The organism is Caproicibacterium amylolyticum (assembly GCF_014467055.1).
Taxonomy (GTDB): domain Bacteria; phylum Bacillota; class Clostridia; order Oscillospirales; family Acutalibacteraceae; genus Caproicibacterium; species Caproicibacterium amylolyticum.
In genome coordinates, this window is the sequence record NZ_CP060696.1 from 2696131 (window position 1) to 2719540 (window position 23410).

At 43.8% G+C, this 23410-nt stretch carries 25 protein-coding genes; 18 read left to right on the forward strand and 7 right to left on the reverse strand.

Going from position 1 to position 23410, the window contains the following annotated elements; genetic code table 11:
• The first annotated feature begins 28 nt into the window (after positions 1–28).
• The 3 genes from H6X83_RS13005 to H6X83_RS13015 all read left to right on the forward strand — a co-directional run bounded on the left by H6X83_RS13005 (position 29) and on the right by H6X83_RS13015 (position 5152).
• The gene (locus H6X83_RS13005; protein ID WP_212506885.1) at positions 29–2266 is read left to right on the forward strand and encodes a glycoside hydrolase family 3 C-terminal domain-containing protein; all 2238 of its coding nucleotides are present in this window, start codon (positions 29–31) and stop codon (positions 2264–2266) included.
• 191 nt (positions 2267–2457) lie between these two features.
• Positions 2458–3663 carry an MFS transporter gene (locus H6X83_RS13010; protein ID WP_212506886.1) on the forward strand — a complete coding sequence of 402 codons (1206 nt, stop codon included), beginning with the start codon at positions 2458–2460 and terminating at the stop codon, positions 3661–3663.
• Positions 3664–3685: 22 nt separating this feature from the next.
• On the forward strand, positions 3686–5152 hold the full coding sequence (locus tag H6X83_RS13015) for a glycoside hydrolase family 32 protein (RefSeq protein ID WP_212506887.1): 1467 nt from the start codon (positions 3686–3688) through the stop codon (positions 5150–5152).
• 224 nt (positions 5153–5376) lie between these two features.
• Here the strand turns inward: H6X83_RS13015 and H6X83_RS13020 are convergent, their stop codons facing one another.
• Positions 5377–5841: a family 43 glycosylhydrolase gene (locus tag H6X83_RS13020; RefSeq protein ID WP_212508591.1), complete on the reverse strand. Its 465-nt coding sequence runs from the start codon at positions 5839–5841 to the stop codon at positions 5377–5379.
• A gap of 60 nt (positions 5842–5901) precedes the next feature.
• Here H6X83_RS13020 and H6X83_RS13025 point away from each other — a divergent pair, with 60 nt between their 5' ends.
• On the forward strand, positions 5902–6372 hold the full coding sequence (locus H6X83_RS13025; protein WP_212506888.1) for a TspO/MBR family protein: 471 nt from the start codon (positions 5902–5904) through the stop codon (positions 6370–6372).
• 148 nt (positions 6373–6520) lie between these two features.
• Here H6X83_RS13025 and H6X83_RS13030 read toward each other — a convergent pair whose 3' ends face one another.
• Positions 6521–7036 (reverse strand): amidase domain-containing protein, encoded by a 516-nt coding sequence (locus H6X83_RS13030; RefSeq protein WP_212506889.1) that lies wholly within the window; start codon positions 7034–7036, stop codon positions 6521–6523.
• A gap of 387 nt (positions 7037–7423) precedes the next feature.
• Complete coding sequence (locus H6X83_RS14710; protein WP_281390985.1) at positions 7424–7552, reverse strand: hypothetical protein; 129 nt, start codon at positions 7550–7552, stop codon at positions 7424–7426.
• 68 nt (positions 7553–7620) lie between these two features.
• Here H6X83_RS14710 and H6X83_RS13035 point away from each other — a divergent pair, with 68 nt between their 5' ends.
• The 14 genes from H6X83_RS13035 to H6X83_RS13090 all read left to right on the forward strand — a co-directional run bounded on the left by H6X83_RS13035 (position 7621) and on the right by H6X83_RS13090 (position 16895).
• Positions 7621–7986 (forward strand): YkvA family protein, encoded by a 366-nt coding sequence (locus tag H6X83_RS13035; RefSeq protein WP_212506890.1) that lies wholly within the window; start codon positions 7621–7623, stop codon positions 7984–7986.
• A gap of 268 nt (positions 7987–8254) precedes the next feature.
• A complete protein-coding gene (locus H6X83_RS14870) occupies positions 8255–8566 on the forward strand; it encodes a helix-turn-helix domain-containing protein (RefSeq protein ID WP_212506891.1) in 312 nt (103 codons plus the stop codon).
• Between the two features lie 323 nt (positions 8567–8889).
• Entirely contained in the window at positions 8890–9129 is a 240-nt protein-coding gene (locus H6X83_RS14875) for a hypothetical protein (protein ID WP_484484197.1), read from the forward strand.
• A 46-nt stretch (positions 9130–9175) separates the two neighbouring features.
• Positions 9176–9307 carry a hypothetical protein gene (locus tag H6X83_RS14715; protein WP_281390986.1) on the forward strand — a complete coding sequence of 44 codons (132 nt, stop codon included), beginning with the start codon at positions 9176–9178 and terminating at the stop codon, positions 9305–9307.
• A gap of 144 nt (positions 9308–9451) precedes the next feature.
• Positions 9452–9967, forward strand: coding sequence for an RNA polymerase sigma factor (locus H6X83_RS13045; protein ID WP_212506892.1), 516 nt, complete (start codon positions 9452–9454; stop codon positions 9965–9967).
• A 2-nt stretch (positions 9968–9969) separates the two neighbouring features.
• Complete coding sequence (locus tag H6X83_RS13050; protein WP_212506893.1) at positions 9970–10758, forward strand: hypothetical protein; 789 nt, start codon at positions 9970–9972, stop codon at positions 10756–10758.
• A gap of 20 nt (positions 10759–10778) precedes the next feature.
• Complete coding sequence (locus H6X83_RS13055) at positions 10779–11681, forward strand: ABC transporter ATP-binding protein (RefSeq protein ID WP_212506894.1); 903 nt, start codon at positions 10779–10781, stop codon at positions 11679–11681.
• A 33-nt stretch (positions 11682–11714) separates the two neighbouring features.
• Entirely contained in the window at positions 11715–12971 is a 1257-nt protein-coding gene (locus H6X83_RS13060) for an ABC transporter permease subunit (RefSeq protein WP_212506895.1), read from the forward strand.
• 87 nt (positions 12972–13058) lie between these two features.
• On the forward strand, positions 13059–13571 hold the full coding sequence (locus tag H6X83_RS13065; RefSeq protein ID WP_281391082.1) for a D-alanyl-D-alanine carboxypeptidase family protein: 513 nt from the start codon (positions 13059–13061) through the stop codon (positions 13569–13571).
• A gap of 169 nt (positions 13572–13740) precedes the next feature.
• Entirely contained in the window at positions 13741–14466 is a 726-nt protein-coding gene (locus H6X83_RS13070; RefSeq protein WP_212505907.1) for a DDE-type integrase/transposase/recombinase, read from the forward strand.
• Positions 14467–14498: 32 nt separating this feature from the next.
• Positions 14499–14765: a hypothetical protein gene (locus tag H6X83_RS14840; RefSeq protein WP_425489195.1), complete on the forward strand. Its 267-nt coding sequence runs from the start codon at positions 14499–14501 to the stop codon at positions 14763–14765.
• Between the two features lie 147 nt (positions 14766–14912).
• A complete protein-coding gene (locus tag H6X83_RS13080; RefSeq protein WP_212506897.1) occupies positions 14913–15215 on the forward strand; it encodes a transposase in 303 nt (100 codons plus the stop codon).
• Complete coding sequence (locus H6X83_RS13085) at positions 15215–16072, forward strand: IS3 family transposase (protein ID WP_246419670.1); 858 nt, start codon at positions 15215–15217, stop codon at positions 16070–16072. The genes H6X83_RS13080 and H6X83_RS13085 overlap by 1 nt, the downstream gene beginning before the upstream one ends.
• Positions 16073–16265: 193 nt before the next feature.
• Complete coding sequence (locus tag H6X83_RS13090) at positions 16266–16895, forward strand: LexA family protein (RefSeq protein WP_212506898.1); 630 nt, start codon at positions 16266–16268, stop codon at positions 16893–16895.
• Positions 16896–17189: 294 nt separating this feature from the next.
• On the opposite strand, the gene H6X83_RS13095 is transcribed toward H6X83_RS13090, so the two are convergent.
• From H6X83_RS13095 to H6X83_RS13110, 4 genes are all read right to left on the reverse strand, one after another.
• A complete protein-coding gene (locus H6X83_RS13095) occupies positions 17190–19313 on the reverse strand; it encodes an alpha-amylase family glycosyl hydrolase (protein WP_212506899.1) in 2124 nt (707 codons plus the stop codon).
• 247 nt (positions 19314–19560) lie between these two features.
• Positions 19561–21282, reverse strand: coding sequence for a glycoside hydrolase family 13 protein (locus H6X83_RS13100; protein ID WP_212506900.1), 1722 nt, complete (start codon positions 21280–21282; stop codon positions 19561–19563).
• A gap of 16 nt (positions 21283–21298) precedes the next feature.
• The gene (locus tag H6X83_RS13105; protein ID WP_212506901.1) at positions 21299–22135 is read right to left on the reverse strand and encodes a sugar ABC transporter permease; all 837 of its coding nucleotides are present in this window, start codon (positions 22133–22135) and stop codon (positions 21299–21301) included.
• The gene (locus H6X83_RS13110) at positions 22132–23019 is read right to left on the reverse strand and encodes a carbohydrate ABC transporter permease (protein ID WP_212506902.1); all 888 of its coding nucleotides are present in this window, start codon (positions 23017–23019) and stop codon (positions 22132–22134) included. Before H6X83_RS13110 ends, H6X83_RS13105 begins: the two co-directional genes overlap by 4 nt.
• Positions 23020–23410 lie beyond the last annotated feature (391 nt).

Below are 23410 nucleotides of genomic sequence, written 5' to 3' on the forward strand. Positions count from 1 at the left end.
CTATCTTTGATTAAGAAGGAGCTTTCCAATGGATATTCAGGAAATTTTAAAAAAGCTTACACTGGAAGAAAAGGCATACCTTTGCTCCGGTGCAGACCCCTGGCACACTGTATCTCCAAAAAGTTTCTCAATTCCGCAGGTAACCGTGTCTGATGGACCGCACGGACTGCGCCGGGAAACAGATGTCCCCGGTCAAAGTGAACCGGCCACCTGTTTCCCGAACGGCTCCGCACTTGGCGCCTCCTGGGACACAGCCCTCCTTTCCGAACTGGGCGCTGCCCTGGGCGAGGAATGCCGATCTCAAGGTGTTTCCGTCCTGCTCGGCCCGGCTGTCAATATAAAACGCTCTCCGCTGTGCGGGCGAAACTTTGAATATTATTCCGAAGACCCTTGTCTGGCTGGTTCTCTTGCGGCCGCTTATATCAACGGCGTGCAAAAAGAGGGCGTCGGCACTTCCCTGAAGCACTTCGCCGCAAACAACAAGGAAACCGGGCGCCTGACCACGGATACCATTGTGGACGAACGCACACTTCGGGAAATTTACCTGAGTGCCTTTGAATATGCCGTAAAAAATGCACGGCCGTGGACAATTATGTGTGCGTACAACCGGCTAAACGGCACCTATTGTTCGGAAAATAAATATCTTTTAACAGACATTTTGCGCAGTGAATGGGGATTTGACGGTCTTGTGATGTCTGACTGGGGTGCAGTCAGTGATCGCGACAAAGGCATTGAAGCAGGTCTGGATCTCGAAATGCCCGGCGGCTGCAGCATCGGGCCGCAGAAAATCATACGTGCGGTAAAAAACGGGAATCTTTCTGAAGCGGCTCTGGACAAATGTGTCACACGCGTACTGAAGTTAGCCGAAAAAGCTGCTGCCCAAAAAGGGACAGCAGACAAACTGGATTCCAAAGTTATGTTTGAGCAGCACCATGCCCTCGCCCGGAAAATTGCAGAGCACTGCATGGTTCTGCTGAAAAATGAAGCTGTACTTCCACTGAAAAAGTCCGGACACCTTGCGGTCATCGGTGAATTTGCCAAAACACAGCGTTATCAGGGCGGCGGCAGTTCTCATATTCATCCAACAAAGTTGGACGTACCGCTGGATGAAATCCAGAAAGCCGCACCCGAACTTTCCGTTTCCTTCAGTGCGGGATATTCCCTCTCTGATGACCAGCCGAACACTGCTCTGATTGCAGAAGCCGCTAAAGCTGCGGCAGAAGCCGACACCGCTGTGATTTTCGCTGGCCTGCCGGATTCCTATGAGTCAGAAGGTTTTGACCGCTCTCATATGCGCATGCCAAAAAGCCACATTGCTCTGATTGAGGCAGTCGCACGTGCCCAGAAAAAAACAGTGGTTGTTTTAAGCAACGGTTCTCCAATCGAAATGCCATGGGCAGACCGCGTTCCCGCAATTTTGGAAAGCTACCTCTGCGGGCAGGCAACCGGCGGAGCCCAGGCTGCAATTCTGTTTGGTGATGTCAACCCCTCCGGCAAACTGGCGGAGACCTTCCCGCGGCAGCTGAGTGACAACCCCTCCTATTTAAACTTTCCAACAAGCAGTCCCGATCTCGTGCAGTATCAGGAAGGTGTTTTTGTCGGATACCGCTATTACGAGAAGAAGCAGCTTGCGCCGCTCTTTCCGTTTGGGCACGGTCTTTCCTACACAACCTTTTCCTATCTTGCTATTGAGACTGACCACACTGAGATGCAGGAAGATAACACACTGACTGTGCGTGTAACCGTGAAAAACACCGGCAGCAGGGCTGGGCGGGAAATTGTACAGTTGTATGTCAGCGATGCAGAAAGCAGCGTCGTTCGTCCTGTCAAAGAATTGCGTGACTTCTGCAGTATAGAACTAAAGCCGGACGAAGAGCGGACTGTTGTTTTCACCCTGTCCAAACGCGCATTTGCGTATTATGATACTGCAATGCATGGCTGGACTGTTGAAGACGGTGTCTTTAACATCCTTGTCGGCGGGTCCAGTGTCAATACACCGCTTTGCGCTTCTGTAACAGTACATCCCGCTGTGCCGAAGCCCCTGAGCTTTACCCGTCACACGCTGACCGCAGCGGTTTGGGATGAGCCAGCAGCCCGCGTAATTCTGCAGAAATTCCTTGCAAAATCCGGCTTTACGGGTCTGGAAGCACAAGCCGACTGGATGCGGGACATGCCTCTGCGCAATCTTTTTATGTTCGGGGCAAAATACACGCAGGAAGAGTTTGACTGCTTTATTATGGAATTAAACCGGGCCGTTGCACCTTAATCAAAACGAAAAAGACAAACAGCTTAATTTCGGCAGAACGCATTTCTACAGAATTGTTTCAGAGAAACTTTTATCGATTCCTTGCCTTTGTCCGTCAGCACAAAACTTGATCCATCACTAAGAAGTCCTTGTCCTGCAGTCCGCTGATGATTATATTTTTTAGCAAATGCCGCGTTAAGCAATGAGGTTTTATGAATAAAATCAGGAATTTTCCGGTCCGATTGTATTTCTTTTATTATGTTATCCTGTATGCCGGCATTGCCGTATACGGAGGGTACATCAGCATTTACTATATGAAAGCCGGCTTTTCGCTGTCTGAAATTGGAACATTGACAACGATTGGCCCACTGTTCTCCCTGTTTGTGCAGCCAGTCTGGGGCATGGTAAGCGACCGAACTGGAAAGCACCGCCTTGTCCTGACAGCCGCATTGTTTGGCAGCTCTGCTTCCGTTTTGCTCTATTCTGTTCACACCGGGTATCTGTTTTACATGGTTATCACCATGCTGTTCATGCTGTTTTATACCGCAATTCAGCCGCTAAGTGACACGATTGCTGTAGATTACATTACCCGGTCCGGCCACAACTACAGTGCTGTGCGCGTTGGAGGGTCCATTGGTTTTTCCATAGTCGTTCTGCTGCTTGGTAATTTTTTCAACGAACATCTTAATTTACTGTTTCTGCTCTGCTCTGGTCTGCTGTTTCTCGCACTAATTACTTCCTGCCTGCTGCCAAATTCTGAGCCAAATGCAGCAGTTAACTTGCCCCATGCTGAGAAAGCAGAGCAAAAGCCCTTTGACAAGCGCAAATTTGTTTTCTTGATTTGTTTTTCCTGTGTGCTTTTCTTTGCATTAAGCTTTAATTTTAACTTTGTTGGAATCTACGCGAAACAAATGACACCGTCCGGTACTCTGCTTGGTATCGCACTCTGTGCATCCTCCATCAGTGAAGTCCCCGTTCTGATACTGATTACGAAATTTTCCCGCCAGTTTGACCACATCAATATTGTCACAATTATCACCGCCGCCGGACTCTTGCTCGGCTTACGAATGCTGCTCTACTTTTTTGCACAAAACATAGGCATGATTATTCTTGCACAAACCATGCAGGGCATCACTTCCATGACGATTTTTTATAGCATGGTAACCTATATAAACCGAGAAATCCCGGCGACACATAAAGCCGTTGGGCAAAGTGTGCTGGTCATCGCCCAATCCGGCATCAGCAGCATTTTAGGAAATATCGGCGGTGGTTATGTAAGCGAATGGCTTGGAATTCGTCAAACTTATCTTCTGATTGCGGGCATTGTTTTTGCCGTTACCATTTTTTGCGGCGGGTTATATATGCTCCGGCACAATAGAACCGTCTTGGCCTTCTTTTCACGGCTAAAAAAACATTGAAACAAGGAGTAGGGTGAGCATTATGTCCAAAGAGTCACACAAGCAAAACGTACAAAAGGCAACTCGCTTTGTGCAGGAGACAAGCAGGCAGGTAAGCCACCGATTTCGGCAGCGGTACCATTTTATGGCGCCAGCCGGCTGGATCAATGACCCGAACGGTCTGATTCAGTATAAAGGGATATATCACCTTTTTTACCAGCATAATCCCTACAAAGCAGTTTGGGGGCCCATGCACTGGGGCCATGCGGTAAGCCGCGACTTCATTCACTGGGAGCATCTTCCGATTGCCCTTGCTCCCAGCGAAGAATATGAACAAGGGCAAGGCGGCTGTTTTTCCGGCAGTGCCGTGGAAAATGAAGGGATGCTTAACTTGCTGTACACAGGGGCAAGTACCGTGAACGGACAGCAGGTTCAGGTGCAGTGCCTTGCGCAGAGCAAAGACGGAATTACCTTTGAAAAGTACCCGGGCAACCCGATTTTAAAGCGAAGCGGCAAAGCAGAGCGTGATTTTCGTGACCCAAAGGTCTGGAAACACGGAAATTTTTGGTATATGGTCACCGCGGCGCAGGAAAAGGAAAGCGGCTCCGCCCTGCTTTACCGTTCCACTGACCTAATCCACTGGGACTTTTTAAGTCTGCTTGCCGGCGGCGACCCCAAACTGGGCAGTATGTGGGAGTGCCCGGACTTCTTTGAAATAAACGGGACCGGCGTACTGCTGTTTTCACCAGTTGGTTTTGAGGACCGCAAAGCAAGTTATCTGACCGGACATTTGAACTATGAAAGCGGAACTTTCGCTGCCGAAACATTGGGTGAAACAGACTGGGGCTTTGACTTTTACGCGGCACAAACTTTTCAGGATGCAAAGGGACGCCGAATTATGATTGGATGGGCAAACGGCTGGGACTGGATGCCCTGGTGGAATGGCTTCGGTCCAACACAGCCGGATTTGTGGTGCGGCCACATGAATTTGCCGCGGGAAGTCACAGTATGTGATGACGGAAAGCTCTCCTTCCATCCAGTTGAGGAGTTAAAGACTCTGCGAACGGATGCATGGAGCGCCAGTGGCTTCACACTGCAGGCGGAAACCGCACAGACTCTGCACGCAGGCGATGGAATTCACTTTGAACTGATGATTTGCTTTGACCTCACTGCAACTTCCGCAAAACAAATCAGTCTGTTCCTGCGCTGTTCCGAAACAGAGCAGACTGTTTTAACTTGTGACCTAGAAAATGGCGATCTGGTCTTTGACCGCAGCGCGTCATCCACCTATGACAATGGGGTAAAACGCTGTCCGCTGGAATCGGCTCATTCCAACACGCTTACCCTGCACTTGTTTGCGGATACCTGCTCAATCGAAGTGTTTACAGATGACGGCAGAACCGTGATGTCCTCCAATATTTATCCTTCCGCCAACAGCAGCGGTTTGTTCCTGCGTGCACACGGCGGTGATGTGCGAGTTTCCAGTATCGAAACCTGGGGACTCGGCTAAAACACACGTAAATATTTTTGTAAAAAAATGCAAGCCTTTTGCAATTACAAATATAAAGTGAAGAAAGCAGACAAAACAACGTTTACGCGTTCTTTGCCTGCTTTCTTAATAAAAAAGACAGAGCAGCCTGTGTAAGACAGACGCTCTGTTCAAATTATGAGTTTTTGAAATGCAGAAATAAAACGGGCAGTTGCATTGCGCTATGGCCGCTGATATTCCTCTGTTTATTTTACATGTACACTTGCTTTAATTTCTGCAAAGCATGGATTTAGTTCCCGTTCCGGTGTCATATCCAAGCGCGGGGTCCCTTGTGCATCCCAGTGTACCGTGCGAAACGCAGGATAACGGCGCATGTCCGTTGAATCACTGCAATAGTGTTGCAGCGGAATTGCATGAATCATCAAAATATCATTTCCATATTCATCTTTTACAAAAGAATTATGCCCGCCGCCAATCTGATCCGGCATACTCAAAGAATGAAGAAGCGGATAATTTTGATTTTCCCAGGAATTCGGATGCAGCAAGTCTGTTCCTGCCTTTGCGCGGATAACGCCAACACAGTAAGTATAGTCAATTAAAGCTGCGGCATACGTCACAAATATATCGCTGCCGTGCCGCAGTGCAACAGGTCCTTTTATTTTGACCAGTAAGCTTGCCTTTTTGATCCGGTTTTGCTTTTTCTTCTTTATTTAAGATGATTTTTTCACAAAAAAGCGCATATACTTAAACAAAATGAAAGGTGTGAACTTATGAAATCAATTCAATGGAAACCGTTATTAATTAATCTTCTGATTCCGTTAGCAGCAGGTGGTCTGTCCGGTTTCTTGACAAAAGAGCACACCTCCGCTTTTCAAAACGTGCGCCAGCCACCGCTTTCTCCACCTGATTTTCTATTCCCCATTGTCTGGACCATATTGTTCATTCTAATGGGTATCTCTGCTTATTTGATTTACACAGCAGAATCTGACCAAACGCAAAAAGCCCTTGTCCTTTACGGAATCCAACTGGCAGTCAATTTTATTTGGCCGTTGATTTACTTTAACCTCCAAAATTATTTATTTGCATTTATCTTAATCATCCTGCTTTGGGTGTTGATTTTGGCAATGATTCTTTCCTTTTATCAAATTGACCGCACCGCCGCATTTTTACAGATTCCATACCTCTGCTGGGTAACTTTTGCCGCATATTTAAACTGTGGCGTATGGATCTTAAACCGATAACATCTTTGATAATAAACCGGCTCGCTTTACCGTAGTGTGAAAAAGGACCGCACAGGCTGTATGTCTGTACGGTTCTTTTTATCATGCCTGTCTGGTGGCTCTGATAGTGATGCAGGTAATCTTAAAAAATTTTCAAAGAATGTATTCATCATAAAATAATATTGTCACTTATGACACCTTCAATGTGAAGGAACCGAATCATAACATAGTTATAAGTGGATACCGGGCGATAGTCCGCGTCGTAGCTGTGCGCAGCTACCAAGACATGCTCCGGGTCAAACGGCTCTGATACGGCAACGACAACGGGAGTATGCTCAAAGCCGTGATGTTGAGTAGATAACTGCACAATGTCACCCGGCTGCAGTTCATGGATTTCGCACTCCACGGCTTTGGGCCCGACTGTGTTTGCACGGCGTGTCAGAAAATTGTAAAAATACTCAACGCCAGTCCATGCTGGAGACTTCTGATTGGCATTAACATAATACCAGCCCGAAGTCGGTGTATAGTTCATAACGCTGTTCCCCGCCAGCAGGCATTGGGACGCAAAATTTGTACAATCCCCCCCAACTTTATCATAGTTGTAAAAGCGAGGGTTCCTTTCAAATGCCCACTTGTGAGCATATTTTACAGCGGATGCACGGTCATAGTTTGTCATGCCTTTCATTCACTTCACTCTCTTTTTGCTTATATACTATGAAATTCTATTTGAGTCGTTCCAAAAAGCCTCGGGTCTTGGTAATCCAGAATACTCAAACCGTATGATGCCTTTTTGAGAAGTCTCCAAGCAATCATAATATTGCTGTGTTACGACAGCAGGAGCGTTAGCGTTGTGCCGGCCGAGAAAAAATAAATTGGGATTTTCAGTTTTGTGTATTTTTTCTCAAATCCATACCATAAAGCTGTGGATTTACCTGTTCAAATGTATCAATCACAACTCTAAGATAATTAACGGAGTCCATAATGCCATATTCCGATGACAGCATATCTCTCATTGTATGGTAGCCGCTATTCGTAATTTCAGGGTCTTTTCCCATATAAGCAGAAAGGTGATTCAAATAGACAGCCATCTTTCATGTAACGTCTTTCCCATAATAAGGTGGCATCCATCGGCGGTCATCTTTTGCACGACCTTTTCATCGCCGCTTGCCTTTGCAAATTCCATTGCCTTTTTATAGTCCATTATTTCTGTCTCATTAAAGTCTACCATCTGGCCATTGCCAATAAACACGTATATTTGGAGGATAACGAATGAACCTGAAGGAACGGGCCAAAAAACTTAAAACAGACATTCCTGCAGTATTTATTGCCATGAAAAAGAAAGAGACTCCAGTTGGGGCCAAGATAATTGCCGGATTGACAGTTGCATACGCTCTATCTCCAATTGATTTGATTCCGGATTTTGTTCCTGTACTGGGCTATATAGATGATATCATTTTGCTTCCAGCACTGGTGACGCTCACCATACGGATGATTCCAGCGGATGTTTTCGACGTATGCCGCAAGGAAGCAGAAGGACTTTGGCCAGCCGGAAAGCCCAGGAAATGGTATTACGCGCTGCCAATCGTGGCAGTGTGGCTACTGATCATATTTTTGGTTGTTAAGGCAATATGGTAATTGATTCTGCGTACTTATACGTCAAATAATCTGACCGATCCGAAAAATCAAATCAGACGGTTGGTTTTACAAGCCAGTCTTTGTAAAGCCAACCGCCTGCTTTTTTTAAGAAGGTGTTTCCGTGAAACTATTTCGGCTCATCCGAAAAGAAATCGCTTTAGGTTAATTGTAAAGCCAAATTGAACACCGCATAGAAAAATCCATAGCGAATGGATTTCTGTTAGAATAGAGTTACCACACAACATTCTGACAGAAGGAGCCAATTACCATGGACAAGCCATATCCTATCACAGAATTGGAAGAACGTAAACGGGGTCAGCACCTAGGATCGGAGGAACGTGGTGCGATTCAGCAATTAAAGCGACTTGGATTTTCTAACCGAGCGATTGCCCAAGAGATTCATTGCAGCCCATCAACGGTTGGATATGAGCTTAAACGTGGGACACCTGAATACTCCGTCATGGGCGTAGACCCGGTTACTCTGCCAAGCGTGGGACGGCAGTGTATCGAGCGAATCGAGCGCATTGCCGTCGCCCTAAAAGGCATCTTGCAAACAGCTTCTTCCTTCGCTGGGCGGTAGAGAAGCTTTGCATACACAACTGGTCTTTCGATACCTGCGTAGGCCGTGCAAGGCTTTTGAAGCGGTTTGAAGGACATATCATTCCCTGCACAAAAACGTTGTATAATCTGCTTTGGAGTGGTGACTTGCCTATCACGCCGTTTCAACTTCCAGAGGTACTCAGCAGGCGGCAACATGGTAAACCCCGTATTTCTAAGCGCTTGCGCGGAAAAAGTATTGACCTTCGGCCTGCGGAAGTGGCAGAAAGAATTCAATTTGAACATTGGGAGTCCGACACTGTACTTGGGTGAAAAAAGAAAGGTGAACCGGTAACGTTCACGATTGTGGAGCGCCTGACGGGGTATTATCTTACCATTCGCATTCAGGAGAAAACGACACAGGGCGTTGCGGATGCAATGCGGCAACTGTATCACGAATTTAGAAATCGGTTTTCGCAAGTTTTTCGCACCATCACTACCGATAATGGCAGCGGGTTTGCTGCATTTTCTGAGATGGAAGCCTACGGCACACAGGTATACTTTACGCATCCATATTCCTCTTGCTTGGGAGCGCCCGGTCAATGAACGCATCAATCGAATTCTTCGTCGTTTTATGCCCAAGGGAAAGTCCATGAGCAACTACACTGACGACCAGATTCTCATGTTCGCGGATGAAATCAACGCAACGCCAAGGAAGCGGCTGAACTATCGCACTCCTGAAGAGCTATTTGAAAAATACCTCGACCAGATTTGCAAGCTTTAAATCCCCCGGACACTTTATTCTGACAAAGTGTGCAATTTTCGAAATTTATTTGTAAGTGATCAACGAAAAAATAAATACAGTCCCTGACTTTTTCAGCTTGTAATGCGTTATATATAAATGAATGAACGAAAAGGAAGTGCAGCAGTGGATGATGAAAATCTGATCCAGCGCATTAAGGCAGGTGATGCTGATGCAATGGATCAGTTGATTCAAAAATATTATGGTATGGTCTATGCCTATTGCTACCGTAAATTGGGAAATCGTAATGACGCACTGGATATTACTCAGGAAACGTTTCTGCATTTCTGCCGCAATTTTGACAGCTATGCACAAAGAGGAAAAGTGAAAAATTACTTATATACAATCGCCCATAATCTTTATGTAAGTATGTTGCGGAAAGGCACACCAATCCATCTGGAAGAAGTAAAAAAAGAAGTACCCAGTAACAATGTAGAAACAGAGCATTTTGAAGTGGTGGATTCTATCAAGAGGGCTCTATCTGAATTGCCAAATGAGCAAAGAGATGTCATTCTGCTTCGCTTTTATCAGGATTTAAAGATTAAAGACATTGCGCGGATTACAGGTTCCGGATTATCTGTCACGAAATACAGACTAAGTCAGGGCGTAAAAGCGATTAAAAAGCTTATGAAGGGAGATTGATTATGAATCGAAGTGATCGGAAACTTCGCGATTATTTGCAGCAGTATACAGTTCCGCCCTATGACTCAAAAAAGATGAAGCAGACGGTACGCCTTGCACGACAGGCCTACCATGATCGCCTGATATCTAAGAGAATCGGTCTTTGGGAGTTTATACGAATGCAGGTGCGTTTTATCGGACGTGGACTCTGGCTGTCACAGGCAGTCCTTTTGGTTTTCGCTTTAGTTGTGATCAGCTTGAGTTCGATTTCCTTAAACGAAATGCGGCCCATGTTTTTGACTATTTCCGGTGTCGTGCCACTGATTGCTTTTCTTGGGTTTCCAGAAATCATGAAAAGCTATTCGAATGGCATGGCCGAAATAGAAGCCTGTACCCGCTTTTCAATAAGAAAATTGGTGGGTACACGAATGCTAATCCTTGGTCTGACAGACCTGTGTTGCCTAACAATAATCTTGGCGGCTTCAGTTGCAAGCAGTGGCTTACCTGTCCTGCGAATGATTTTATACTTGTCTGTTCCATTTAATGTAACTTGCTGCGGCTGCTTGACCGTGCTTGATCATGTCAAAAACACACAGTCTGGATACTACTGTTCTGCCGTAGGCGTCGTTTGCATTGCCGCTTTTTTACGTTTGTCATTTGTTAAGGAATATTATGAAGCGGCTGCCACGGGAGCATGGATCATACTGTTCTTTTGCTCGCTCATCTATTTTGTCATCGAACTAATCCGTACATTTCGTGGCTTAGACCGACTTTTTGGTTCAAAACAGGAAACACTTTCTGTTCCATGGTAATTTATTTTGGGGGAATAAAAATGGAATTAACACTAAACCGGCTGACAAAGCGGTACAAAGAAAAAACTGCCGTGGATTCGCTTATCCTCGAGTTGACACCCGGAATTTACGGCTTGCTTGGCGCGAACGGAGCGGGCAAAACGACGCTGATGCGTATGGTATGCGGCATCTTGAATCCGACTTCCGGAAACATCACGCTCGACGGTAGAGATACCACCGCTATGGGGGAAAACTACCGTGATCTGTTAGGCTATCTTCCACAGGATTTTGGATATTACCCGGTCTTTACCGCAATGGATTACCTTTTGTACATCGCGGCACTCAAGGGATTGACTAAAAGTGCCGCAAAGGTTCGCGCAAACGAGTTGCTGGAAACTGTTTCACTTCAGAGTGTTGCAAATAAAAAAATCAGGACTTTTTCAGGTGGAATGAGACAACGCCTGGGTATCGCGCAGGCATTATTGAACGACCCCAAAATTTTGGTGCTTGACGAACCGACTGCGGGTCTCGATCCGAAGGAGCGTGTTCACTTCCGCAACCTAATTTCCGAGATTTCAAAGAACAAGATCGTGATCCTCTCCACTCATATTGTGTCGGACGTCGAATACATTGCAGATACCATTCTTGTCATGAAGGAGGGTCGTCTGATTCATCAGGGCAAACCGGACGAAATTACCGCTTCAATTAATGGTTACGTGTGGGAATGCAAAGTCAAGCCGCAAGAGGCCGAATTGCTTAGCGCAAAGCACACGATTTCCAACATTCGGCATGAGGGCGATAAAAACATGATCCGTATCGTCTCCGAAGAAAAGCCGTGCGAGGACGCAGCACCTGTGGAACCAACACTTGAAGACCTGTACCTCTATTATTTCTCGGAGGATGTAAAACATGAAAATACTGAAAAAGATTATCGTCCAGCGTAAAAAACACAAAAGCAACAGGAAGGGTGTTATAACATGCATATTTTTTGGTTGGAATTAAAGCGTCTTTTAAAAACGCGTAGAATTGTTGTGATGCTGACCGCTTCCGTGGTGCTCTCCGTCCTTATGGCCTTTATGGCTGTTCAGGGGGTGACTTATAACGACCCCGATGCACGACAACTCATCGGCGGTCGTGAGGCCATCGACGCCCTCAACAAAGAAGACAATGATGCTTATGTGGGCCCGGTAACCGTGGAAAAGCTACAGCGGGCGTTGAAAACTTTCCATGATGTCTATCAAAAATACGGTCAAGACATACCGGCGGATGTTTACCGCCAAAAAATAAGTCCCATTCAGCCGTTTCTAGATGCAATCAACGCTGTCTACTTTCCAAATGAAAGCAATGGTTATCAGGATTTAGGTACGATGAATCCTGACAGGCTCCAGAATTTTTACACACAGCGGTTTGACATCATAAAAAACAAGTTGGAAGGTCAGTATTCCGGAAATCAAAGTGTTTTGCGGCAGGCCGAGAAATTAAACGCACAGTCTAAAGTACCGTTCATTTTTGCAAAAGGCGATCCCGGTGGAACGGCTATGAGTCTAACCTTTCTTGCATTTCTCTTGGTTGCGATTGGCGCCATGATTACCGCACCAAATTTCGCAACAGAATATCAAAGCGGTGCGGACGATATTCTGCGCAGCACAAAACACGGCCGCAGAAAATTCGTAATCATTAAGCTATGCGCATCTCTGGTTCTGCTTGCCGCAATGTTTCTTGCCTGTTCTCTGATCTTTATTTTGCTGGTTAATAATACAGTCGGATGGAATAGCTTTCAGACATCCATGCAGTTCTCTCTTCCAACGAACAGCCTTGCCCCGCTGAGCTTTTTGCAGGGACAGTTCGCCACGCTCCTTGCCACACTACTGTCACTGCTGGCAACTGCCTGCCTGTCGCTGTTTATTTCCACCAAATGCCGTAATTCCACGACTGCGCTGATTCTCTCTATCACGATTTTTATGATTCCAATCATGCTGGAGATTATCGTTGAAAGCGGGGGAAACATTAGCGGCAGCATGATGGCTTTTTTTGCCGATGCGCTCCCGGGCGGCAGCGTCGGAATACAGGGAAATTTTTATAGACATTTGCTCGGGGTCAGCCGAATCCCCTTTGTGCAAATTGGAGCGTTCAGCATCTGGACGCCTTATCTGATGCTCAGCGCATGCTCTATCGAGATTCTAGTGTTCTTCCTGTTGGCAGTGCATTCTTATTGCAGGCATCAGGCAACCTAAATTGAAATTCAGTATATGACCGTGAAAATGCGCGAATTAGAATTCTGAAAATATCAATTACGGTCGTATTCACTGTCTGCTCCTTTGGTGGGTAGTGATTCCCATTGTGCAATATACTCAAAGGCAATCACACTTCCGGTTCCAAAACTTTCTCAGGAAAGCAAACCATCTGTTTCATTTAAAGTCTTAAAAAGCAATAATGCCATTCTTGTTCGGAAAAGCGACGGACAAATTTTTATGGAAAAATATGCAAATCAAAAGATCTATCTGGCTTCCATAACGAAAATCATGGCAGTCACGATTGCTCTGCAGAAGCTACCTTTGCCGAATCAACGAATAACATTGACCAGCGATGTTTTTGACCAAATGGAGAAAGCGGGCGCATCTACGGCAGGATTTCATCCGGGAGAATGGGTGCGTTCCGTCGATTTGATGTATGGTGCGCTTTTGCCGAGCGGCGGGGAATGTGCCATAGGCCTTGCAAAAGCAGTTTCGGGATCGGAGAGTTCCTTTGCGGAGCTAATGAACAGGAAAGCCCAAAAGATCGAGATGAAACATACGCACTTTGTAAACTCCACCGGCTTGCACGACAAAAATTAATATTCGACCGTGAAAGATATTGCACTGATAAAAAGTACAAATCCGATTTTTTATTTATACGATTGTATAGGTTAAAATGATGTGACCCAAAAAAGAGGAAGTCAAAGCCCTCCATATGTTAGAATGAGTTCACCACAAACCATTCAACAGGAGAGGACAGAAACTTCCCATGAAGAGATTAGCACAGGAAGCACGAGTACGTCAAGGCGTAGTTGACTACGCGGAGAAGCACGGCAAGAGTGAGGCTGCCAGGAAATACGGAGTCAGCCTGTCAAGTGTTAAGCGGTGGAGCAAGCGGTACGACGGGACATGGCAGTCATTGCAGGAGCGTTCACACAGACCGAACAGTCATCCCAGACAACATTCAGAGGCAGAAGAGGCAGCCATACGGCAAGCGTTCGTCAAAGCATACGCACGGTATGGCTGGGATGGAGTCTATGCTGAACTGCTGAAAGGGCATGGCTACACACGGAGCTTTGGTGGTATGTATCATGCCGCCACCCGTATGGGCTTAGGCTGGGGGAAGAAATGGAAACGTCCCTCGACGGCGGCACGGCGGTATCCGGAATTGACAACGCCCGGTGAAAAAGTACAAATAGATGTGAAAGAGGTTCCATATTGCTGCCTGAAAGGCGCCGCTAAACGGGACGGAAAACGGCTGTACCAGTGGACAGCGATTGATGAATGCACACGGCTGCGGTATGTGTTCGGCTATGAAGAGCATACCCCCGAGAATTCCGCAGACTTTCTCGGTCGGTTATTAAAGGTGTTCCCCTTCCCGATTCAAACTATCCAGACAGACAATGGCACTGAGTTCACTTACAAATTCATTAGCCGGACGGAAAAAGTCCGTTTGAAAAGGCTCTGGCAGACAAAGGGATTGCACACAGGCTGATCCCACCTCGCACTCCGTGGCATAACGGTAAAGTGGAACGTAGCCATCGTAACGACCAGCGCTATTTCTACGACTGGGAGAAATTTTCCAGTGTGTATGAACTTAATCAAAAGCTAGAAACTCATTTATCATGGAGCAACAACAAGGCTATGCGTACTCTGGCATGGAAAAGCCCTCTCGATCGCCTTGCCTTCTTCCTTGGGTCACATCATTTACAAACACAGAAAATCCGATTTTTTATTTATACGATGTCCTTGACAGTAATAAGTTCTTCAAAGTCCTTTCTTCTTTCACCATGATCTTTATTTGAAAACTGCATTCCATTGTATTGAAAGTAGTGACCAATTTTGATACCAAATGCACACGGTACTGCCTTTGAGTTATACCCGATTTGATGGAGAGCGCGGAGTAGTGTAAAATAAAAGCACTACGAAAGGATGTCCATCATGGGAAAAAATAATGGGAAACGATACAGCGAGGAATTCAGGCAAGGTGCCATAAAACTAGTGCTGGAGAACGAGCAAAGCGTTGCGGAAGCGTGCCGGAATCTGGGTGTGTCCCGAGGAACTATGGAACGTTGGCTTGCCGCCGAAGCAGATAGTCAGGAACCTGATAAAATCCGTTTGCAGCAATTAGAGAACGAAGTACGGCAACTTCGGAAAGAAAAAGCGGATTTGGAAGATACGGTGGATATCTTAAAAAAAGCGGCAGCCATCTTCAGTCAAGGCCAGAGAAAAAGTACGAGATAATCCGCGAACGCAGCGGGGAGCATTCTGTGGTGAAGATGTGCCGGATTTTGAAAGTCTCCCAAAGCGGATATTATCGGTGGCTTGCTTGCCCGGAAAGCGCGACACGGCGAGAAAATCAAGAGATTTATGGCACTCTGAAGGAAAGCTATGACCAAAATAAAGGCCGGGTGGGATTGGATAAGTTGCTGGATGATGTGCGCTTGAAATTTCCTCATTGCAGCCGCAATCGTCTTTACCGCATCCAGAAAGAACATGGTTTGTATTCCATCCGTCGCCGTAAATTCAAGGCCACTACCAATTCCCGGCATAATTACCCCGTGGCTCCAAACCGGCTTCAGCAGAATTTTCATGTGGAGATTCCAAACAAAGTTTGGGTGAGCGACATTACGTATATCCGTACAGATGAAGGATGGCTGTATCTGGCCACCGTCAAGGATTTGTTTGATCCTCAGATCGTTGGTTTTGCTACCGGCAGCCGGATTGATACCGATCTTTGCAAGCGTGCATTGAATGCCGCAATTCGGCGATACAGGCCAAGTGCAGGCTTGATCCATCATTCAGATCAAGGCATCCAATACGCAAGTTCGGACTACCAAAGTCTTTTGAAACAGAATCATATCATACCCAGCATGAGCCGCAAAGGCGTGCCTTACGACAATGCTTGTGCCGAGTCCTTTTTCAGTACGATCAAGCTGGAGATGATTTACCATGAACATTATGCAACCCGGGCACAAGCGCAGGCCGCCGTGTTTGAATATATAGAGGTCTATTACAATCGGCAACGCCGAAACGCTGCAATTGGCAATCTTCCGCCTGCCGAATTTCGACGACGGTTTTATCAGCAGAATGCAGCATAGCTAGCTTTTCTGCAATATTCTTTGTTTTCAGCCGATTGTACTACTTCTTTCTCTCTATTAAATCGAGAAAGGCTCAATAATTCGGCCAGTTGTCAATGAATTTGCAAAGGTAACTTTTACTTATTCCAAGCTCTAATTGCACCATGCGTAATTCCCAAAGAGAAACAAATACTAGTCGTACGAGGTGATAATCATGTGTATTGGAGAGCGAATCCATAAAAAACGCCTGGAAGCAAATCTGACATTAAAAGAACTGGCAAAAAAAGTCGACGTGCAGGATGCCACGGTACAACGATACGAAACCGGTACGATTAAAAACATTAAGCCGGAAACCATTGAAAAAATAGCAAGACTATTTAAAGTAAGTCCTTCTTGGCTTATGGGCTGGGATGAATCAGAGACTCCAATAAAGTCCACAATTAACGATGGAATATCCATTATTCCGGCTGTTATCGACATTCTTCCGGAGCCAATGCTTCTTGAAGAAAGTAACATCCTTAGTTTGGCTCCCGCTGATGTCATAAATGGCCCGGAATATTTTTACTACGTTGTAAAAGATGATAGCATGATAAACAGTGGACTCGAAAAAAGCGCCACCATTTTAATTCACCGGCAAAAAAGTGCTGCGGATGGCCAAATTGTAGCGTGCGTCATAGACGGTGTCGGTTGCCTCAAGCGCTTCAACCAGACTGGTGACACCATTATTCTGTTATCAGAATGTTCGCCCAGCGAGCCGCTTATCATAAAAATGAGCGATTTCACAAGTGGACGCGTGGCAATCATCGGTGTCGCCGTACTGTGCATGATTACAAAGAAACTGTAAGCCGTGAAAGCTATATTTAGTAAACCGATTTACCTAATTAAATACAAAAAGTCCATAGTGGATGCCCTGTGTTAAAACCACAACGATTCATACAGGAAGGACATACACTATGGACTATATTACAGCATGCAAAAAAGAGACAATTGAAAACCATAATGGTTGTTATTGGTCTTTAAAGGAAAACGCATTTTTCATCGCCGTGCGCCAGACGAGCTTTTTGAAGAAGAAATGGATGCACTGCACGCTGAAATATTCCTGCTAGCAACTCATTTTAGCATAAAATTGGTTAAACTTCTAGTTTTCATTCCACTTATATATAGGTGTATCCACAACTCCAGTGGAATCAGAAGCGGACTTAATGACTCGATTTGCTGAACTTTCCCAAACCACTTTACCATTACCGTCCTTTTTAATAAATTTAAATTGGATTTCTTTATCTGCAGGCACACTTACAGGCAAATACCACTCTGGATATCCTGGGCACAGCATTGCTTCTGTAGATTGGCTGGAATTCCACATTCCAAGTTCCGGAATATTGCCTACTACATAAAGCTTTTCGCCATAAGATGTTGATGCTGATACATGAAAGATGACCTGATTCTGGTCACCTGACAGTACATTGTACTTAATTGTATTACTGGTCTTCTCATCATTAACAACTGTTACATCATTATATCCGGCTTCCGCACTCTGCGGAACGATCGCTTCGATTTGATTAGACGACTGTGAAATCACCTGCGCCTGTGATTTTCCAAACTTAACAACTGAGGATGTTTCAAAATTATTTCCTGAAATGTAAACTTTTGTGCCTTTACGTCCTTGAGTAGACATGATGTCACCAATATGAGGAACACTTGTCGTTGATGGTTGATAGGTCCATACGTCTGTTTCTCCTCCAGACAATGTAAGTGAACCGATTTTTCCATTTAAAACAGTGGTGTCACTGCCTTGCAGCATGGAATTCAGATAGTCAGAGTAATTTCCATCCGGAAGATTTGTACTGATATTTGACAATGTGTATGTTTTATCTGGCTGACGGTTAACAGCAACTACAACAGTATCATCAAAAAATTTGCGCTGATAAATCATTACATTATCATCGCTGTACAGAATTGATGTCTGACCATATGCAATAGCGTCATTGTTTTTTCTCAAATCGGATAAACGTTTAATTAACTTATATGCGGATGTATTCTCATTAAACACAGACTGTTTTTCCATAAAAATTCTGCCAATACTATTATCTGCTGTATTGGGATTAACATACTGCTCTGTTCCATAATAAATGTTTGGAATTCCGCGGGAAGTTAATAAAACTGCCAGAGAATCATCAACTATTTTATGATTTTGCTGCTGATAGCCAAAGCGCGGCACATCCTGATTATCTATAAATGTAACTGCCTGATTAGGATATTGATAATCATGCTGTGTATAAAGCATCATATTAGAAAAGTCATCCATTGTAGTTGAAAAATCTCCAAAGCAAGTGGAATTTGCACGATAATATTCGAAGTCGAGGTTATTGACACCAGTTCGAGTTGGAAAACTGCAGTACTCCGAATACTTGTCTGATGGTCTACCAATAAAAAATTCTCCAAATTGAGTAACGGGTGACTGATAGTTTACTGCATCGGTAAGTCCCTTTACAAAAGCTGGATTTTCATGTAGCGTTGCATCATATCGAAGACCATTGATGTTCTGCGCATTCCAAAATTTCACTGCACTTTCAAGATATTTTACAACATTCGGATTTTCGTGTGAAAAATCTGCAAGTGATCCGAGATCCTTATTTCGATAACCCCATACTGAGTTATCATTTCCCCTGTCACCAAACTGATGGAACCAACCATTCACATCATTGTTAGGATCAGCCAACAAGTTTTCGGTTTTCCCATCTTGATTATAGTCATAGGGTTCACCATTGTTATCCAATGCATAAGATCCGTCTGGCTTCTTATCTGGTTCATAAAGCTTACCATCTTCATTGGAAAAATTTTTCGTTGGATTATGTGACCTGCTGGTATGATTTGTGACAAAATCAATTATCAGTTTAATTCCATTTGCGTGCAACGCATCACGCAACGATTGAAATTGCTTTAGTGTTCCAAAATGTTTATTAGTTGCAAAATAGTTTCTGACATGATACCCATGATAGCTAGTCCACTTGTCAACTGTTCCATCTGCCTGATAATCATCAATCTCTGTATCTCGATTTTCATATGGAGCTGAAATCCAAACTGCTGTAATGCCCATGTCTCTTAAATATGGGATTTTGTCAATTATGCCCTGCCAGTCTCCACCTTGATATAGCCGATACTTTTGCCCTGTGCCATCATATAGAGAACGGTCAAAGCCGGACGGAACGTTATTGCTCTTATCTCCGTCATAAAATCTGTCTGTAATAATCTGATAAATCACATTTTTGAATTGACCGGAGTCAGTGTAGCATCTGAAGGCAAAGCTGAATCTTCTGCAGCTACACTGGTCATGCCTGACGAACAAACAATAGCGATTGATAGCATGACAGCCAGACATTTTGACAACCCAAAGCACCTTTTGTTCATATAACTTTCCTCCCTAAATATTTTAGTTTTTAGCTATAAACAAGCAATTCAAGCTAAAGGCAAGCGACCTTCTTTACTATGTAACATGCGAAAATTGCACATTACTTCTTTTGAAAAATTGCGAAACCATATGGAACTATTTTCCCATCACTCACTCCCTCCTGAAAAAGTACATCTGCTTTTTCACATATTTCGGTTGGCACCGTCTCCTCTCTATTCCCTGCGTTTAAGATAACATATATTAGCTGTTTATTCTTTTCACGAACAAAAGCAAACAGTCGGGAGTTTTTTTTCGCCTTTACGGTTTGAAATTTGCCTTCCCGCAAAGCTAAATTCGATTTGCGAATTTGAATAATGTTTTTATAAAATTCAACCATTTTTGTATTTTTCCAAGACATTACCTGCCGATAGTCCTCTTCTGTAATTCCTTGAATGGCTTGTTCATCTCCATAAAATACAGAAGGAATTCCTATGAATGTAAATAGGAACACAACCGCTAGCCGGAATTTTTCTTGATTTCCATTACACAGAGACAAAAAGCGTGGCACATCGTGTGTATCAAGCACATTAAGTTGGGCATAAAGCATTTGCTCTGGATAGCGAATTAACATGTTTGTTATCCGGCTTTCAAATTGAGCAGCATCAATTTGCTCAAGTGCAAAAAAGTCACGGCAGTTCTTTCTCATATCATAATTCATGGCAGAATCAAATTGGTCACCATGAAGCCATGGATAAGCAGATTCCCAAATTTCTCCTATTAGCAAGCAATCTGGTTTCAAAGCTTTTGCAGTTTTACGGAACATCCTCCAAAAGTCGAAATTAATTTCATTGGCTGCATCTAGCCGCCAGCCATCAATATCAAAATTTTTAATCCAATAGCTGCATACCTTTTGAAAGTATGCGATAACTTCCGGATTTGAAGTATTCATCTTAGGCATTTTTCTCTCATATCCGAAGCACGAATAATTGGGATAGTCCTCCATATTATCCGGACGAATCACCGGGAATTGCAGTTTGTAAAACCAGTCTTTATATTTAGACTGCTCACCATTTTTAACAACATCTTCGAATACAGAAAAGTTCCATCCACAGTGGTTAAACACACCATCAATAATTACACGAATATCCCGCTGGTGACAAGTTTGCACCAACAGATGGAAATCTTCATTTGTACCAAAGCATGGGTCGACATGGAAATAATCAAGAAGATCATATTTATGATATTCTCCTGCAGCAAAAATCGGATTTAAGTAAATACAGTTAGCACCCAAATCCTGTATATAATCTAAATTTTCGAGGATTCCGCCAATAGTACCTCCATTTTTCCCAGATACCAAATGTCCTTGATACTGCTTTTCACATTTGCATCCTGAAATAAAGCGGTAGCCTGTCGCAAAGCTGTCCGGAAAAATATTATACACAATTGCATCATTGACCCATTTGGGCACTTCTGCAATATCCTCTTTACGGTTAAATGGAAACTGGTAGTATTCAGATCGTTCGTCAGTCAATCCAGTATGAAAATCATCTGCATAATACAGCTTTGATTCTTTGCCATCGCTGACTTCAAAATAATAGCAGACACGGGTATAGGGAGTTCTCAATTTCACTTCATAATAATCAAATAATGTATCGCTGGCTATTACCTGCATCGGTAATTCTGAAAAGAGCACTGGTGTTTGGCGGCAGGAACGGTCACCATAATGAAGAATACAGCTCTTAATATCATTTCGTGCTGTTCTCAAGCGAAAAACGATATGTTCTTCATCAGTGCCATACGCGTAATTAGAAAGTGGTACATGCAAAATTGCCTCATAGTTCATGTAAATATCTCCTTACTTATCCTTTTACCCCGCCTGCAGTTAATCCTGAAACCATATATTTCTGCACGCAGAAGAAAATAATCAATACTGGAAAAGAAACGAGCAGCGATGCCGCAGAAAAGAGCGGCCAGTTGCGTGTATAATCCGTAGCCTGGAGTGAATATAAACCAGCTGCCAAGGTATACTTATCGGCTCCATTAATAAATGTCACTGCAAATATGTATTCATTCCATACATAAATTAAAATCATGACTGCTGTCACAATAATCGAAGGTCTGGCCAACGGAAGAACCATACGCCAAATCAGTTGCTTATCGTCTGCACCATCCATCATCGCTGCTTCTTCAATTTCTAAGGGAATTGTGTCAAAGTAGCTTTTCATATTCCACAAAGCAAAGATTGCCATTGTGCCAATGTAAATCAACACAAGGCCGGTGAAAGTATTTATCAAACCAACCGGTTTTAAGATACGGTACACTGCAAACATGGAAAGGATAGCTGGGAATGCGTTCAATAATATTAGTAAATTTAAAATTGCTTTTCTGCCTGAAAAGCGCTTTCTGGAAAGTACATATGCACCTGGAATAGCAACTGTCAGATCTATGACTACCGTTGAAGCAGATAGTATCAAGCTGTTTTTCGCCCAAAGCAGAAAAGGCCTGTTAACAAGGATTTCCCAATAATTCTGAAGTGTAAAACTTTTCGGAATGAAAGAGAAGTTTGAACTTAACAAATCATTTTTTGCATTTAGCGAAATTGTCAGAGCATAGAGTATAGGAATTAAACATATGAAACACAGAAAAATGAAAAACAAATTAAGAAAAATCATACCAATTTTATGTTTTGTTTTCATACATTTCCCTCCTTTAATTGTCGATTTGTCAATATTGAAGAAATAATCAGGATTGCAAAAATGATGATGGATATAGCGGAACTATACCCATAGTTGTTAGTAACAAATGCCTTTTCGTAAGTATACGTAATGACTGTATGTATGTCTGCGCCTGTCTTGGCTCCCTGCTGCTGTGTTAAAAGATAAATAATATCAAACTGCTTAAAGGTTGTAAAAATTGTAATTACAACAGCTGGTGCAATCACAGGCCTTACCAGTGGAATTGTGATTTTTTGAAGCTTGGTGAAAAATCCCGCGCCATCCAGTATTGCACTTTCATAATAGGCTTTATCGATACTTTGGAGTGCACCATCGATAATCATAATCATAAAAGGCAGTGCAAGCCAGAGATTAACCAGTGTACAGGATAAAAATGCTGTTACATCGCCATTTAGCCAATTGATACCACTTTTCCCCAACAAATGCAGGAATTGATTCATCAAGCCATATTCATTATTAAACATCCCCATCTTCCACAGTAAAATGGATACATATCCGGGCATGGCCCAAGGAAACATTAAAATTGTTTTATATATTTTATGAGCCCGTAATCCTTTTGTATTCAGCAGCACAGCAATGACATAGGCAATGACCATCTGCAAAACCATATTCAGAACAGTCCAGACAATGGTCCTTAACAAAGCTGTCAAAAATCCAGAATCAAGTACAGCAAAGGCTTTGGCATAATTTTGGAATCCAATAATTCTTGGATTAAACCAGTGATAAACATTCATATTGGTCACTGAGATATATCCAGTATATAAAATTGGAAATACCACAATGATGCCTATGACCAATAGTGACGGCAGTAAATACAAATATGAACGGTATGTTCTCTTTTTCATGGTCTATCCCCCCCTAACTCGCTAGCTATTTCGAAAATGGTAGTGTCAAAAAATGATTGAAAACATCGGAGAAAATTCCACCCAAACGCTGAAATGTATTCCGGGCATTATCTCGCTGGATATTTGACCGCGGGAACGTCCCGCAAGTGGGCCAGTCAGCACCCTAGTTTTGAGCCTGTCTGTCAGGCGGCAGAATCCGTCGAAGATGTTAGTGTAATACCAAAGTTCTAGCAAGCGTGACAGTTTTAATCCCGAATAGAGACAGTGGAAAGTTTTTCCCAAACATACTAAATTTCAATCTTGTACAGCTTACGTTGAAAGCCTGTTTATACAGCCTTTGCGTTCCTGCTTTCCACCACATCAACCCTTTTGCCGGTTCCATGCACGCTTG